Source organism: Luteococcus japonicus (assembly GCF_003752415.1).
Lineage (GTDB): Bacteria > Actinomycetota > Actinomycetes > Propionibacteriales > Propionibacteriaceae > Luteococcus > Luteococcus japonicus.
The window spans coordinates 3,192,677-3,207,022 of record NZ_RKHG01000001.1; the positions used below are offsets into that span (position 1 = coordinate 3,192,677).

Annotated in this window: 16 protein-coding genes; 13 read left to right on the top strand and 3 right to left on the bottom strand. The window is 66.9% G+C overall.

Annotation, left to right across the window (positions count from 1 at the left end):
- Nucleotides 1-62: 62 nt before the first annotated feature.
- Nucleotides 63-1,664, top strand: coding sequence for a signal recognition particle protein (gene ffh, locus EDD41_RS15205; protein WP_094764448.1), 1,602 nt, complete (start codon nt 63-65; stop codon nt 1,662-1,664).
- Between the two features lie 38 nt (nt 1,665-1,702).
- Nucleotides 1,703-2,893 carry an amidohydrolase family protein gene (locus EDD41_RS15210; protein WP_245995674.1) on the top strand — a complete coding sequence of 397 codons (1,191 nt, stop codon included), beginning with the start codon at nt 1,703-1,705 and terminating at the stop codon, nt 2,891-2,893.
- On the opposite strand, the gene EDD41_RS15215 is transcribed toward EDD41_RS15210, so the two are convergent.
- Complete coding sequence (locus tag EDD41_RS15215; protein ID WP_123576477.1) at nt 2,859-4,088, bottom strand: Nramp family divalent metal transporter; 1,230 nt, start codon at nt 4,086-4,088, stop codon at nt 2,859-2,861. The genes EDD41_RS15210 and EDD41_RS15215 overlap by 35 nt on opposite strands.
- 208 nt (nt 4,089-4,296) lie before the next feature.
- Here EDD41_RS15215 and rpsP point away from each other — a divergent pair, with 208 nt between their 5' ends.
- The 7 genes from rpsP to EDD41_RS15250 all read left to right on the top strand — a co-directional run bounded on the left by rpsP (nt 4,297) and on the right by EDD41_RS15250 (nt 10,029).
- Entirely contained in the window at nt 4,297-4,776 is a 480-nt protein-coding gene (gene rpsP, locus EDD41_RS15220; protein ID WP_094764450.1) for a 30S ribosomal protein S16, read from the top strand.
- A gap of 2 nt (nt 4,777-4,778) precedes the next feature.
- Nucleotides 4,779-5,045, top strand: coding sequence for an RNA-binding protein (locus EDD41_RS15225; RefSeq protein ID WP_123576479.1), 267 nt, complete (start codon nt 4,779-4,781; stop codon nt 5,043-5,045).
- A gap of 112 nt (nt 5,046-5,157) precedes the next feature.
- Nucleotides 5,158-5,694 (top strand): ribosome maturation factor RimM, encoded by a 537-nt coding sequence (gene rimM / locus EDD41_RS15230; protein ID WP_123576480.1) that lies wholly within the window; start codon nt 5,158-5,160, stop codon nt 5,692-5,694.
- Complete coding sequence (gene trmD, locus EDD41_RS15235) at nt 5,694-6,392, top strand: tRNA (guanosine(37)-N1)-methyltransferase TrmD (protein ID WP_123576482.1); 699 nt, start codon at nt 5,694-5,696, stop codon at nt 6,390-6,392. The genes rimM and trmD overlap by 1 nt, the downstream gene beginning before the upstream one ends.
- A 201-nt stretch (nt 6,393-6,593) precedes the next feature.
- Nucleotides 6,594-7,259 (top strand): succinate dehydrogenase cytochrome b subunit, encoded by a 666-nt coding sequence (locus EDD41_RS15240; RefSeq protein WP_123576484.1) that lies wholly within the window; start codon nt 6,594-6,596, stop codon nt 7,257-7,259.
- Entirely contained in the window at nt 7,256-9,283 is a 2,028-nt protein-coding gene (locus EDD41_RS15245) for a fumarate reductase/succinate dehydrogenase flavoprotein subunit (protein ID WP_123576486.1), read from the top strand. The genes EDD41_RS15240 and EDD41_RS15245 overlap by 4 nt, the downstream gene beginning before the upstream one ends.
- Nucleotides 9,280-10,029 carry a succinate dehydrogenase/fumarate reductase iron-sulfur subunit gene (locus EDD41_RS15250; RefSeq protein WP_094764456.1) on the top strand — a complete coding sequence of 250 codons (750 nt, stop codon included), beginning with the start codon at nt 9,280-9,282 and terminating at the stop codon, nt 10,027-10,029. The genes EDD41_RS15245 and EDD41_RS15250 overlap by 4 nt, the downstream gene beginning before the upstream one ends.
- A gap of 95 nt (nt 10,030-10,124) precedes the next feature.
- Here EDD41_RS15250 and EDD41_RS15255 read toward each other — a convergent pair whose 3' ends face one another.
- The gene (locus EDD41_RS15255) at nt 10,125-11,207 is read right to left on the bottom strand and encodes a hypothetical protein (protein ID WP_123576488.1); all 1,083 of its coding nucleotides are present in this window, start codon (nt 11,205-11,207) and stop codon (nt 10,125-10,127) included.
- A 124-nt stretch (nt 11,208-11,331) separates the two neighbouring features.
- Nucleotides 11,332-11,817, bottom strand: coding sequence for an RNA polymerase sigma factor (locus EDD41_RS15260; protein WP_123576490.1), 486 nt, complete (start codon nt 11,815-11,817; stop codon nt 11,332-11,334).
- 244 nt (nt 11,818-12,061) lie between these two features.
- On the opposite strand from EDD41_RS15260, the gene rplS reads away from it, so the two are divergent.
- From rplS to EDD41_RS15280, 4 genes are all read left to right on the top strand, one after another.
- Entirely contained in the window at nt 12,062-12,409 is a 348-nt protein-coding gene (rplS, locus tag EDD41_RS15265; RefSeq protein ID WP_123576492.1) for a 50S ribosomal protein L19, read from the top strand.
- A 121-nt stretch (nt 12,410-12,530) separates the two neighbouring features.
- Nucleotides 12,531-13,325 (top strand): signal peptidase I, encoded by a 795-nt coding sequence (lepB, locus tag EDD41_RS15270; RefSeq protein WP_245995675.1) that lies wholly within the window; start codon nt 12,531-12,533, stop codon nt 13,323-13,325.
- A 6-nt stretch (nt 13,326-13,331) separates the two neighbouring features.
- Complete coding sequence (locus EDD41_RS15275) at nt 13,332-13,967, top strand: ribonuclease HII (protein WP_123576494.1); 636 nt, start codon at nt 13,332-13,334, stop codon at nt 13,965-13,967.
- Nucleotides 13,964-14,278, top strand: coding sequence for a DUF2469 domain-containing protein (locus tag EDD41_RS15280; protein WP_094764462.1), 315 nt, complete (start codon nt 13,964-13,966; stop codon nt 14,276-14,278). Before EDD41_RS15275 ends, EDD41_RS15280 begins: the two co-directional genes overlap by 4 nt.
- The last annotated feature ends 68 nt before the right edge of the window (nt 14,279-14,346 follow it).

The window sequence follows — 14,346 nt, forward strand, 5'->3', positions numbered from 1 at the left end:
GTTGGCTCGATGGCTGCGCGCCCGACGGGTCTGCGTGGCACCCCAGATGCGAAGGACAAACAGTGTTCGACACACTCTCCGACCGGCTGGCAGCAACCTTCAAGGGTCTGCGTGGCAAGGGCCGGCTGACCGATGCCGACATCGACGCGACCGCGCGCGAGATCCGCATCGCCCTGCTCGAGGCCGACGTCAACCTGGCGGTGGTCAAGGAATTCGTCGCGAACCTCAAGGACCGCTGCCGCAGCGAAGAGGTCTCCGGGGCGCTGAACCCGACGCAGCAGATCATCAAGATCGTCAACGAGGAACTCGTCAACATCCTCGGTGGCGAGGATCGCACCATTCGTTATGCCAAGACCCCGCCCACCGTGATCATGCTGGCCGGCCTGCAGGGTGCCGGCAAGACCACCCTCGCGGGCAAGCTGGCCATGTGGCTGAAGTCCGAGGGTCACTCCCCGCTGCTGGTCGCCGCGGACCTGCAGCGCCCCAATGCCGTCAACCAGCTGCAGATCGTCGGTCAACGCGCTGGTGCTCACGTCTTCGCCCCGGAGCCGGGCAATGGCATCGGTGACCCGATCGCGGTGGCCCGTGCCTCCATCCTCGAGGCCCAGCGCAAGCTCTATGACGTCGTGATCGTCGACACCGCCGGCCGTCTGGGCATCGACGAGACCCTGATGCAGCAGGCCGCCGACATCAAGGCCGCCGTCACTCCGGACGAGACCCTCTTCGTCGTCGACGCGATGATCGGCCAGGACGCGGTCAACACGGCACTGGCCTTCGAGGAAGGGGTCGGCTTCGATGGCGTCGTGCTCACCAAGCTCGACGGTGACGCGCGCGGTGGTGCGGCTCTGTCCATCGCCCGCGTGATCGGCAAGCCGATCATGTTCGCCTCCAATGGCGAGGGCCTGAAGGACTTCGACGTCTTCCACCCGGACCGGATGGCCAGCCGCATCCTCGACATGGGTGACATGCTCACCCTGATCGAGCAGGCCGAGAAGCACTTCGACCAGGAGCAGAGCCGCAAGGCCGCCGAGAAGCTCATGTCCGGCAAGGGCAATGAGTTCGGTCTGGGTGACTTCCTGTCCCAGATGCAGCAGCTGCGCAAGATGGGCCCGATGAGCAAGATCTTCGGGATGCTGCCGGGCATGGGCCAGATGAAGGACCAGATCGCGAACATCGACGAGAAGGAGATCGACCGGATCGAGGCGATCATCTACTCGATGACCCCCGCGGAACGCGACGACGTCGCCATCCTCAATGGTTCTCGCCGTGCCCGCATCGCCAAGGGTGCCGGGGTCGAGGTCAGCGATGTCAACAACCTGGTCAACCGCTTCGTCGAGGCCCGCAAGATGATGCAGTCCATGGCCGGGATGATGGGCGGCAAGGGTGGCGGCATGCCGGGCATGCCGGGCATGGGCGGGCCCCGCAAGCAGGCGAAGTCCCAGGCCAAGAAGGGCAAGAAGGGTCAGAAGGTCTCCGGGAATCCCGCCAAGCGGGCGGCCCAGGGCAAGCCGACCGCCGGTGAGATCGTCGATGCGGGTGCCGCCTTCGGCGTCGGAGCCGGCGCCCAGCCCTCCGAGGCGGACATGGCGGCCGCGATGGAGAACTTCCAGTTGCCGCCGGAGATGCAGCGCATGTTCAACCAGAAGAACCAGGGACCCCGCTAGGTCTTCCGCGCACCGGCCGGGCCCGGCAGGATGGGCGCATGAGCGCACACCACGAGCACGACGCGATGCCGAGCCCGGTGCACACGCACACGCACGACGGGCACACCCACACCCACATCGGTGAGCATGTGGTTCCCGACGGACCGGAGGCACGCCTGCACCTGCGTGGCACCCTGCTGCCCGCTGGGGAACGGGTGGACCTGTGGGTCCACGACGGGGTGGTCACCTTCGAGCGGATCGATGATGCCGTGACGGTGGCCACCGACTGCTGGATCATGCCGGGGCTGGTGGACGCACATTGCCACATCGGCCTGGACACCAGCGGGGCCGTGGGCCCGGCGGAGGCCGAGCAGCAGGCCATCGCGGACCGGGATGCCGGCACGCTGCTGGTGCGCGATGCGGGCAGCCCCTCGGACACCCGCTGGATCGACGAGCGCGACGACCTCCCCGACGTGATCCGCGCCGGCCGCCACATCGCCCGGCCCAAGCGCTACCTGCGCAACTATGCCGACGAGGTGGAGCCCGAGGACCTGGTCACCACCGTCGAGAAGCAGGCGGCAGCGGGTGACGGTTGGGTGAAGCTGGTGGGGGACTGGATCGACCGGGACAAGGGGGACCTTGCTCCGCTGTGGCCGGTCGAGGTGGCTCGCGAGGCGATCGAGCGGGCACATCAGATGGGGGCCCGGGTGACGGCCCACTGCTTCGGTGAGGATTCGGTGGCCGAGCTCGTCGAGGCTGGCATCGACGGCATCGAGCACGGCACCGGGATCAGCGACGACGTGATCGACCGGATGGCCGAACGGCAGGTGGCCCTGGTCCCCACCCTCGTGAACCTGGAGAACTTCTACGACATCGCGGCCAGCGGTGAGCAGAAGTTCCCCACCTACGCGGCGCACATGCGTCGGCTCTACGACACCTGCCTGGAGCGCTTCCGCACGGCGCATGAGGCCGGCGTGCCGATCTTCGCCGGGACCGATGCCGGCGGTGTCATGCCGCACGGCATCCTGGGCGAGGAGATCGAGCTGTTGGGGCAGGTCGGTGGGCCGGACTTTGCGCTGGGCGCAGGCTCCTGGCGGGCCCGCGACTGGTTGGGCCGTCCCTGCCTCGAGGAGGGGGCCCCGGCTGACCTGGTGGTCTTCGACGAGGATCCCCGCGTGAACCTCGGCATCGCCCGGCACCCGCGTCTGGTGGTGCTCAAGGGACGGATTGTGCGATCAGTGCAAGGTTGAGCCCGACGACCAGCGCCACCAGGACCGCGCACAGCACCCGCATCGCGGGGCTGTCCCGGAACTCGCCCATCACCCGGCGGGATCCCGTGAGCAGGATCAGGGGAAGCAGGGCGAAGGCGATGCCGAAGCTGAGCACGAGCTGACTGGTGACCAACATCGTCGTCGGGTGCAGGCCGAGGGTGAGCAGCAGGACCGCGGGGACGATGGTCACGGCCCGCCGCACCTTGGGATGGACCTGCCACGGCACCAGATCGCGCATGATGCGTGCTCCCGCATGGGTTCCGACCAAGGCGGAGCCGAGCCCGGAGACGAGCAGGCCGAGGGCGAAGACGGTGGCACTGGCAGCTCCGACGGCACGGCGGATGGCGTCGTGGGCCGTCTCGATGGAATCGGTGGCGGGGTGTCCGGCCAGGGCGGACGCGGCGAACAGCAGCATCGCGATGTTCACGCTCCCGGCGACCGCCAGGGCCAGCACGACGTCGAGCCGCTGCGAGTGCAGCAGCTGTGGGATCGGCGTCTCGAGGCGTCCGCCGGGACGGTGCCGGTCGGCAGCGAGCGTCGAGTGCAGGTAGATGGCATGGGGCATGACCGTGGCGCCCAGCATGGCTGCGGAGAGGGAGACCGACCGCCCGTCGGGGAAGTCCGGGACCAGGCCACGCACAGCCATCGACGCGGACGGGGGAGCCCACAGGAGCCCGGCCATGAATCCGACGGCCACCAGGCCCAGCACCCCGGTCACCACCACTTCGAAGGCATGCTCACCCCGGCGACGCAGCGCCTCGAGCAGTAGCAGGGTGACCACGCCCACCAGGATCCCGCCGATCCACAGCGGTACCCCGAAGAGCAAGTTCAGCGCCAAGGCCCCGCCGATCACCTCGGCGATGTCCGTGGCGATGGCCATCGCCATCGCCTGCAGGGCATAGAGGCCACGCCACAGTCGTCCGGCGCGACGCCCCACCAGGTGCCGGGAGACCAAGGCGGACAGCGACTCGCCCGTGACCACGCCCAGCTTGGCCGACTGGTACTGCACGACGACGGCGATCAGGCTGGACAGCGCAAGCACCCACAGCAGGCGGTACTGGTACTCGGCGCCGGCGGTGAGATTGGCGGCCACATTGCCGGGATCGACATAGGCGACTGACGCCACGAAGGCAGGCCCGAGGAAGGCGAGCGAGGACAGGAGGCGGCGTAGCATCTGCCCATGTTAGGAGCTCAGGCGTCCGGATGGTCTTGGGCGCCGGAATCTGGCAGAATGGGGCGAGCGTCTGCGTCGTCGGCGCCCTCTAACTCTGGCGACACGGATTCATCCGACCCCAAGACCTGTGCCCCACACGGGATCCGACCGGTCACCCGCCTGGCCCAGGAGCAGTTCCCGGGCCATTCCCAACAGGAGAACCACACACGTGGCAACCAAGATTCGTCTGAAGCGTCTGGGCAAGATTCGCTCGCCTCACTACCGCATCGTCGTCATGGACTCGCGCACCAAGCGTGACGGCCGTGCGATCGAGGAGATCGGTCAGTACCACCCGAAGAATGATCCGTCGGTCATCAAGGTCAACTCCGAGCGCGTGCAGTACTGGCTCGGCGTCGGCGCCCAGCCGACCGAGGCCGTCGTCGCCATCCTGAAGCGCACCGGTGACTGGCAGCAGTTCTCGGGCGACACCAGCCCGTCCGGTGTCGATCCGCAGCCGGAGAAGGCCGACAAGCTGGCCCGCTTCAATGCCGCACTGGCGGAGGCCGACGACGCCCCCAAGAGCGAGGCCATCAGCAAGAAGAAGGCCAAGGATGAGGCCGAGGCTCCCGCAGAGGAGACCGAGGCCCCCGCCCAGGAGGCCAAGGCTGACGAGGCCAAGGCCGACGAGGCTCCCGCCGAAGAGGCCTGATCGTGCTCGCGGACGCGCTGGAGCACCTGGTGCGCGGCATCGTCACCAATCCTGACGACGTGGTCGTCAAGGACAAGGACCTGCGCCGCGGCAGGATGCTCGAGGTCAGGGTCAACCCCACCGACATCGGCAAGGTGATCGGCCGCCAGGGGCGTACTGCCTCGGCGCTGCGTACCGTGGTCGCAGCCCTGTCCGGGCAAGAGCAGGTGCGCGTCGACTTCGTCGACGTGGATCGTCGCTCCTCGGGCTCGCGCGGTTTTCGCCGCTGATCAACTGGTAGCCACGAACGCCCCACACCGCTGGTGTGGGGCGTTCGTGCGTGGGACAGCAGGGCGCCTTCGTGGCGCTGACATCTGGTACAGGAAGAGGACAGGACGGAACATGGCAGCATCGGTTGAGGTGGTGGTCGGCAGCATCGGACGCGCTCACGGCATTCGAGGTGACGTGGCGATCGACGTGCGAACCGACGAGCCGGAGCGTCGTTTCGCGCCCGGGGCGGTGCTGCGCATCGAGGGGACCCAACGGTGTCTCACGGTCGAGGCGCCCCGCTGGCACTCGGGCCGCTTCCTGGTGCACTTCGCCGAGCTGTCGGACCGCACCGCCGTCGAACAGGCGCGTGGCCAGGTATTGGTCGTCGACGTCGATCCCGACGAGCTGCCCGAGGAGGAGGACGAGTACTACGACCGCCAGTTGGTGGGTCTGATGGCGCTGAGGGCCGACGGCAGCGAGGCGGGCCCCGTGGTCGAGGTCGTCCACCTGCCTGCCCAGGACATGCTGTGCATCAGGACGGAGGCGGGAGAGCGTCTGGTGCCTTTCGTCAGTGAGTTGGTTCCCCGGGTGGACCTCGCTGCCGGCACCGTGTCACTCGCGGACCTTCCCGGCCTGCTCGACGACGACGAGGCAGAGGTGGCCGAGTGATGCGCTTGGATGTCGTGTCGATCTTTCCCGACTACTTCGCGCCGCTGCACCTGTCGTTGGTGGGCAAGGCCCTGGGCAAGGGCCTGCTGGAGCTCGGTGTGCACGACCTGCGCCAGTGGACCCATGACCGGCACAACACGGTGGACGACACCCCCTATGGCGGGGGCGCGGGCATGGTGATGAAGCCGGAGCCCTGGGGGGAGTGCTTCGACGCGCTGCTCGACGGACTGGAAGAGCCCCCGGTCCTGGTGGTGCCGACACCCTCCGGCATTCCCTTCAGTCAGCCGATCGCCTATGAGCTGAGTGAGAAGAGCCACTTGCTGTTCGCCTGTGGCCGGTATGAGGGAATTGACCGTCGGGTGATGGAGCATGCCGCCACCCGGATGGAGGTCCGGGAACTGAGTCTTGGTGACTACGTCCTCAATGGGGGAGAGGTGGCGACGCTGGCGATGGTCGAGGCCGTCGTGCGGCTCATCCCTGGGGTGATCGGCAACCCCGAGTCGTTGACCGAGGAGTCCCACTCCGACGGCCAGGACCAGCTGCTGGAATATCCCGTCTACACCAAGCCGCCGAGCTGGCGCGGTCTCGACGTGCCCGAGGTGCTGTTCAGCGGGCACCATGCGCGGATCGCCGAGTGGCGTCGCGAGCAGGCCGTCGAACTGACCCGTCGGCGGCGACCGGATCTGCTGCCGGAATGACCGAATTACGCATGCGCAATGTGCCGTAAATAGGCACTTGATGGGGGTCAAAGCCCAAGTCAGCGTGGGATTGATAACAATTCGGATATTTTGGCCCGCAAGGTGGCCCCCCGGTTCACACTGGCGAGCGAACTTGTCTAGGGTGAGCCTGTGGCGACAACTCTTAACAACCATCAGAGAGCAGCCCGATCCACAGTGGCGATGAAGGCCATCATGGCCGTCACCGGCCTGTGTCTGATCGGCTTCCTGCTCATGCACATGTTCGGCAACACCAAGTTGCTGCTTCCCGACAACGGCGCCGAGTTCAACGAGTACTCGCACTACCTGCGCCGCTTCCTCTACCCGATCGTGCCCCCGATGTGGTTCCTGTGGGCCTTCCGCGTCTTCCTGCTGGCGTGCATCGTCCTGCACATGTGGTCCGCGGCGCAGCTGACCGGCCGCAAGAGCCGCAACGTCGGCGGCGCTCGGTACGCCAACAAGAAGAACATGGAGAGCTCCTTCGCGGCTCGCACCATGATCTGGAGCGGCATCATCCTGGTCCTCGGCCTGGTCATGCACCTGCTGCACTACACCGCTCAGGTGCTGCGCCCCGGCTACGCCGCCGGCGTGACGGACCTCGATCCCTTCCACCGCGTGCTCGCCGGCTTCAGCGAATGGTGGGTCGTGCTGGCCTACCTGGTCTTCATGATCGCCGTGTGCACGCACATCTTCCACGGCTGCGCCAGCGCCTTCATGACCCTGGGCGCCAATGTGAGTGCCGGTTCCCGCAAGACCCTGAAGAGCCTGTCGGCGATCATCGCCATCCTGCTCTTCATCGGTTTCATGGTTCCGCCGGTGATGATCCTGACTGGAGTGATTGGACGATGACCGAGAACCTCATGGACCACCAGGCCCAGCTGGCGGCCGACTACTGGACCGTCGGCAACGAGATCGAGGACCAGAAGGCCCCCAAGGACCTGCCGATCGACAAGATCTGGAGCGAGCGCAAGTTCACCGCCAAGCTGGTGAACCCCGCCAACCGTCGCAAGATGAAGGTCATCATCGTGGGCACCGGCCTGGCCGGCGGCGCCGCTGCCGCCACGCTGGGTGAGGCTGGCTACCACGTCGAGAACTTCTGCTACCAGGACAGCCCGCGTCGTGCGCACTCGATTGCCGCCCAGGGTGGCATCAATGCGGCGAAGAACTACCGCAATGACAACGACTCGGTGTACCGACTGTTCTACGACACGGTCAAGGGCGGCGACTACCGCGCTCGCGAGACCAATGTCTACCGACTGGCCGAGGTCAGCGCGAACATCATCGACCAGTGCGTCGCCCAGGGCGTTCCGTTTGCCCGCGAGTACGGCGGCCTGCTGGACACCCGTTCCTTCGGTGGCGTCCAGGTGCAGCGCACCTTCTACGCACGTGGCCAGACGGGTCAGCAGCTGCTGATCGGCGCCTACCAGGCCCTGGAGCGCCAGGTTGCCGCTGGCACGGTGCACATGCACACCCGCCACGAGATGATCGAACTGATCACCGTCGACGGCGTGGCCAAGGGCATCGTCACCCGTGACATGGTCACCGGCAAGATCGAGGCCTGGACCGCCGACGCGGTCGTGCTGGCCACCGGTGGCTACGGCAACGTCTTCTTCCTGTCGACCAATGCCATGGGCTGCAATGTGACCGCTGGTTGGCGTGCGCACCGCAAGGGTGCCTACTTCGCCAACCCGTGCTACACGCAGATCCACCCCACCTGCATCCCGGTGCATGGTGAGACCCAGTCGAAGCTGACCCTGATGTCGGAGTCGCTGCGCAACGACGGTCGTATCTGGGTACCCAAGCGCGCCGAGGACTGCGACAAGGATCCCCGCCAGATTCCCGAGGAGGATCGCGACTACTACCTGGAGCGCATCTACCCGGCCTTCGGCAACCTTGTCCCGCGTGACATCGCGTCGCGTCAGGCCAAGAACATGTGCGACGAGGGCCGCGGTGTCGGCCCGGCCGTGCGCGAGGTCGACCCGGACACGGGCGCGGAGCGCATGGTCCGCCGTGGCGTCTACCTGGACTTCTCCGATGCGATCAACCGCATGGGCCAGAAGACGGTGGAGGCCAAGTACGGCAACCTCTTCGACATGTACAAGCAGATCACCGCGGAGAATCCCTACGAGACTCCGATGCGTATCTACCCGGCCGTCCACTACACCATGGGTGGCGTGTGGGTCGACTACGACCTGATGACCTCGATCGAGGGTCTGTACTGCACCGGTGAGGCCAACTTCTCCGACCACGGCGCCAACCGCCTGGGTGCCTCGGCGCTCATGCAGGGCCTGTCGGACGGTTACTTCGTCCTTCCGAACACGATCAATGACTACCTGGCCGACGCCCTCAAGCGCGAGCCGATCGGTCAGGATCACCCGGAGGTCGTCGCTGCCGTCAAGGAAGCCACCGACCGCATCAACACCATGCTGAGCATCAACGGCTCCCGCACGGTTGACTCCATCCACAAGGAGCTCGGCCTGATCATGTGGGAGTACTGCGGCATGGATCGTCGTGAGGAGGGCCTGAAGACCGCGATCGCCAAGATCCGCGAGCTGAAGAAGGTCTTCTGGAGCGACGTCAAGGTGACCGGCGTCAACGAGGACTTCAACCAGACCCTCGAGCGTGCCGGCCGTCTGGCCGACTTCCTGGAGCTCGGTGAGCTCATGTGCATCGATGCCCTGCACCGCCGCGAGTCCTGTGGTGGTCACTTCCGTGGTGAGAGCCAGACGGAAGAGGGCGAGGCCCTGCGCCACGACGACCAGTACGCCTACGTGGCGGCCTGGGAGTTCGCGGGCGACGGGAACAAGCCCGTCCTGCACAAGGAACCCCTGGTCTACAAGGCGATCGAGCTCAAGCAGAGGAGCTACAAGTGAAGGTCACACTCCGAATCTGGCGTCAGGCGAATGCCGATGCCAAGGGCCAGATGGTCACCTACCCGCTCGACGGCGTCTCCGAGGACATGTCCTTCCTCGAGATGCTCGACCTCCTCAACGAGGAGCTCACCCACAAGGGTGAGGAGCCGGTTGCCTTCGACCACGACTGCCGTGAGGGCATCTGTGGCATGTGTGGTGTCGTGATCAACGGCATCGCGCACGGCGGCCAGCACACCACCACCTGCCAGCTGCACATGCGGTCCTTCGCCGACGGTGCGGTCATCGACATCGAGCCCTGGAAGGCCGGAGCATTCCCGGTCATCAAGGACCTCGTCGTGGACCGCGATGCCTTCGATCGGATCATCCAGGCCGGTGGATACATCTCGGTGAACACCGGCTCGGCACCTGATGCCCACGCCACCCCCGCGCCCAAGCGCGAGGCTGACAAGGCATTCGACAATGCCACCTGCATCGGCTGTGGCGCCTGCGTCGCGGCCTGCCCGAATGGCTCGGCGATGCTGTTCACCTCGGCGAAGATCACCCACCTGGCCATGCTCCCGCAGGGCCAGCCCGAGCGGTACAGCCGCGTCAAGGGCATGGTGGCGCAGCACGACGAAGAGGGCTTCGGCGGTTGCACCAACATCGGTGAGTGCGCTCAGGTCTGCCCGAAGGGCATTCCGCTGGAGAGCATCTCCCAGCTGAACCGTGACCTGATCAAGTCGCTGTTCAAGGGCGACGGCAAGTGAGCTGAGTCGTCACACGCGTGCGAGGCGCCGACCGGATCTTCCGGTCGGCGCCTCGTCGTCTGTCCGCGGTCGGTGGGTCCGTCGTGGTGCGCAGTTCAGGAGAGGAGCGTCTCCGCCCAGACCTGGGCATTGGACGTGGAGCCCATGTCGGTGCGATCGGTGACGTTGTGGACCACCCACAGCAGACGGTTGTCGGCCTGGATGATGGTGGCCTGTTCCTCGATGGGGGTCGTGCCGGCGGATCCCCAAGTCACCGTGCGGTAGCTGGCGCCGTCCACCGGGTCAATGGTGGAGGCGGCGGACCCGCCGATTGCCAGCGGGAGGGCCTTGGTCTGGGTGGCCTCATTGCCGTCTGCCTGGAGTCGTGCGGCGCAGCCGGTGTACCAGCCGCGCATGATTCGACGGGCGGACACGGCCTGGTCCTTGTTCTCGTAGCCGAAGACCACGGCATAGGAGTTGACCCGGCCATCTCCCGAGGTGAAGTGCCGGACCAGTCGGGACTGGGCAGCAATGTCGTTGATGTCCACCTGACAGATGCTGAATGGTTCCTGCGGCAGGTCGGTTGACTGTGCGTCCTGCTGCACACCGGCCCCGACATTGGTGGGAACGGTCTGCCACGTCGGTTGTCCACCCGTGGTGCCGGCGGGCGACGGGCTGCTGCTCTGGGCTGGCGTCTGTGCAGTGGCGCTGGGGCCGGCGGGTTCGTTCGGCCTGCTGCTGACGCTTGTCGCGCTGCTGGGCGCAACGGGGGCGGGAGTGCCGGGGGCGGCGGTCCTGTTCGCGGGGGCGACGCTTGCCGCGGTGGGGGCCGGCTGCGCGCTCCGGGTCGCCGTGGCGATGGGTGTCGGGAGCAAGGCACTGGGCGTGGCGCTGGGCGTCGGCCCGGGTGCGGTGGTGGAGTGCTGGGCGGGAGCGGGCGCCGTTGCGGCCGCGTCCACCACGGGATTGCCCTGCATCGGCCCATTGCGCAGGGCCAGGCCGCCGGCAGTCGCGAGCACGGCGATGCCGAGGGCGCCGGCGGTGTAACCGGTGCGGCGGATCGTGCGGCGCCGTTCTCCCAACCGACGGATCTCACTGGGGGACGGTGAGTCCACCAGCAGTCCTTCGGTCTCGCGCGAGAGCTGCGCGAAGAGTTCTGCGGTACGCGGGTCCAGCCGTTCGGGGTCCTGGTCACCCATGGGCGCACCTCCTGTCGGTCATGTCGGCGGTCTCGGGTGGGGGTGGCGGACCGCCGCTCACCTCGTATACGCGCGAGGGGTCATCCTGGTTGCATGGTTGCTGGGGAAAATTCTGGGCGGCCTGTCAGCTGGGCTGGTCCTGGTCGGCGAGCAGGCGGGCGAGCGTGGCTCGGCCGCGCGACAGGCGGGCCTTGACGGTTCCCGCCGGCGTACCGGTTTCCTGGGCGATGTCGTTGACACCCATGTCGCACAGGTGGTGCAGCACGATCGCTCGCCGCTGTTCCTCGGGCAACTGGGCCAGGGCCCAGTCAAGGGCCAAGCGGTCCGGGCTCGGCTGGGGCACTGGACGGTCCTCAAGGGCTCGGTCCGGCTGCCGGAAGGCGCGCCGGGCCTTGCGCCACCGGCTCACTGCGAGACGGTAGGCCACCGTCCGCACCCACGCCTCGGGGGACGCGTTGGTGTCCAGCTGGCCACGTCGGTCCCAGGCCCGCACGAATGCCTCCTGGGTGCAGTCCTGCGCTTCCGCGAAGTTGCCGCACATGGCATGGATCTGGGCCACCACGCGGGAGAAGGACGCAAGATAGAAGGCGTCGAACTCCTCCGGTGTCATCCGATCTCCTCGTGCTCTCCCGTCATCGGTCCCTCCACGTCAGCAGTCTTGCCTGTCAGGGGGCCAAGCGGAAGGACAGCGCGCCCTTGGGGCAGGATTTCCCCTTGGGTGTGCGCTGTGGAAGAATGATCTGCTGTTGCTCTACGTCGTTCGGCTCCTGCCACAGGGGGATCGTCCGAAGGCGCGGAGATCCCAAGACGAAACCATCAGCATGGTGACCTGTGGCACTGGCGAGGAAGAGACAATGAGCAAGCTCATCCAGGAGATCGACAAGGCCTCCCTGCGCGACGACCTCCCCGATTTTCGGGCCGGCGACACCATCAAGGTGCACGTCAAGGTCGTCGAGGGCAACCGTTCGCGTGTGCAGGTCTTCACCGGCGTCGTGATCGCCCGCAATGCCGGCGGCATCCAGGAAGCCTTCACCGTCCGCAAGGTCAGCTTCGGCACCGGCGTGGAGCGTACCTTCCCGCTGCACTCCCCGATCATCGACAAGATCGAGGTCGAGCGTCGTGGCGACGTGCGTCGCGCCAAGCTGTACTACCTGCGTGGTCTGCGCGGCAAGGCCGCCAAGATCAAGGAGAAGCGTTCCTGACGCCTCCCAGCTGTCAAGGACAGGGCCCCTCACCTCGGTGAGGGGCCCTGTCCTTTGTCGTGGAGCACCTAGACTGTGCTGGGCGACGTGCGGTGCGTCGCGTTTGCGGAAGGTGGGCACGGTGGGCGAACAGACTCCTGGGCACGACGAGAACACGGGCTCGACGAGCACCGGCACCTCCCGTGGTCTGGGGGCGCGGATCCGCTCTGGACTCCTCGAGCTCCTGGTCGTGGTCGTCGGCGCCTTGGTCATCTCGGCGCTCCTGCGGGCCTTCGTCGGACAGATGTTCATCATTCCCTCGGGGTCCATGCAGACGACCCTGGAGATCGACGACCGGGTGGTCGTCTCCAAGCTCACCGATTTCGAGCGGGGTGACATCGTCGTCTTCGAGGACCCCGACAACTGGATCGTCTCCCGCCCGGCGGAGCGTTCGCAGCTGGGCAAGGTGGGGGAGACCATCGGCGTGCTGCCCGCCACGGGAACCAACCACCTGGTCAAGCGGGTGATCGGCATGCCCGGTGACCGGGTGAAGTGCTGCGATGCGCAGGGGCGGATGAGTGTCAACGGGGCCGCACTGGACGAGACCGCCTACCTCTACTCGGGTCCCGACGGCAGCCAGGTGCGCCCCTCGGACAATGACTTCGAGGTGGTCGTCCCCAAGGACCGGCTGTTCATGATGGGTGACCACCGTGACGAGTCCGGTGACTCCCGGATCCACCTGCAGGAGGGCACGCCGAAGGGGATGCGCGCCTTCGTCCCGGTATCCAAGGTGGTCGGGCCCGTGGTGGCGGTTGCTGCCCCGCTGGACCGGATCACCACCTTCTCCACGCCGGACACCTTCGCTGCGGTGCCTGAACCCACCCAGCCAGCACCGGACGCGCCCACCGTCGTGACCGGCGCCGGCACGGGGCGCTGAGCTGGTGTGATCCGTCCTGGCAAGGGCATCTATGGCTATGAACGTGCCCTGGCCCGCGCTGGTCTGGCACCCGTCGCCGGAGCCGACGAGGCGGGCCGGGGAGCCTGCGCCGGCCCTCTGGTGGCGGCCGCCGTCATCCTGGGCGACACCCCCAGCCGCCGTATCCAGGGATTGGCAGACTCCAAGCTCCTGACCGCCCGAGCTCGCGAGCGCGTCTACGGCGAGGTGATGGCCAAGGCGCTCAGCGTCGCCTGGGTCAGGGTCGAGGCAGCCGAGTGTGACCAGCTGGGGATGCATGAGGCCGACATCCAGGGCCTGCGCCGGGCCCTGTTGCGGCTGGACCAGCCGGCCTCCTACGTCCTGACCGATGGATTCCCGGTGGACGGGCTTGGGGTACCGGGTCTGGCGGTCTGGAAGGGGGATCGAGTCGCCGCCTGCGTGGCGGCGGCGTCAGTGGTGGCGAAGGTGACGCGTGACCGGATCATGGCGGGCTATGCCGACGCCTACCCGGACTATGCCTTCGACGTGCACAAGGGCTATGTCACGAAGCTGCACCAACAGCGCCTCGACGAGTTCGGTCCGTGTGAGATCCATCGGTTCAGCTATGCCAACGTCGCGCGCGCTAAGGTGGTCGCACCATGAGCGCCGAAGACCTTGAGCAGTACGAGAGCAAGCTGGAACTGGACCTGTACCGCGAGTACAAGGACGTCGTCGGCATCTTCACCTATGCCGTCGAGACCGAGCGGCGCTTCTACCTGTGCAATGCCGTGGACCTCAAGGTCCGCACCGAGGGCGGGGACGTCTACTACGAGGTGAGCATGGGAGATGCCTGGGTCTGGGACATGTACCGGCCGGCGCGCTTCGTGAAGTCCGCGAAGGTCCTGACCTTCCGCGACGTGTCGATCGAGGAGATCGCCCATTCGGACCTGCAGGTCCCGGACGACGAGGGTTGAGTTCTCCACAGCCACAGTGGGACAAGCGTCCCTGTGGATGACTGACAATTTCAGGGCCGCCGCGCACA

Bases quoted from the DNA above. Each gene is read 5' to 3' on its own strand.
- EDD41_RS15245 (WP_123576486.1), top strand. From the start codon at position 7,256: ATGACCGAGAACCTCATGGACCACCAGGCCCAGCTGGCGGCCGACTAC.
- EDD41_RS15210 (WP_245995674.1), top strand. From the start codon at position 1,703: ATGAGCGCACACCACGAGCACGACGCGATGCCGAGCCCGGTGCACACG.
- rplS (WP_123576492.1), top strand. From the start codon at position 12,062: ATGAGCAAGCTCATCCAGGAGATCGACAAGGCCTCCCTGCGCGACGAC.
- EDD41_RS15255 (WP_123576488.1), bottom strand. From the start codon at position 11,207: ATGGGTGACCAGGACCCCGAACGGCTGGACCCGCGTACCGCAGAACTC.
- trmD (WP_123576482.1), top strand. From the start codon at position 5,694: ATGCGCTTGGATGTCGTGTCGATCTTTCCCGACTACTTCGCGCCGCTG.
- EDD41_RS15215 (WP_123576477.1), bottom strand. From the start codon at position 4,088: ATGCTACGCCGCCTCCTGTCCTCGCTCGCCTTCCTCGGGCCTGCCTTC.
- rimM (WP_123576480.1), top strand. From the start codon at position 5,158: ATGGCAGCATCGGTTGAGGTGGTGGTCGGCAGCATCGGACGCGCTCAC.
- EDD41_RS15260 (WP_123576490.1), bottom strand. From the start codon at position 11,817: ATGACACCGGAGGAGTTCGACGCCTTCTATCTTGCGTCCTTCTCCCGC.
- EDD41_RS15240 (WP_123576484.1), top strand. From the start codon at position 6,594: ATGAAGGCCATCATGGCCGTCACCGGCCTGTGTCTGATCGGCTTCCTG.
- EDD41_RS15280 (WP_094764462.1), top strand. From the start codon at position 13,964: ATGAGCGCCGAAGACCTTGAGCAGTACGAGAGCAAGCTGGAACTGGAC.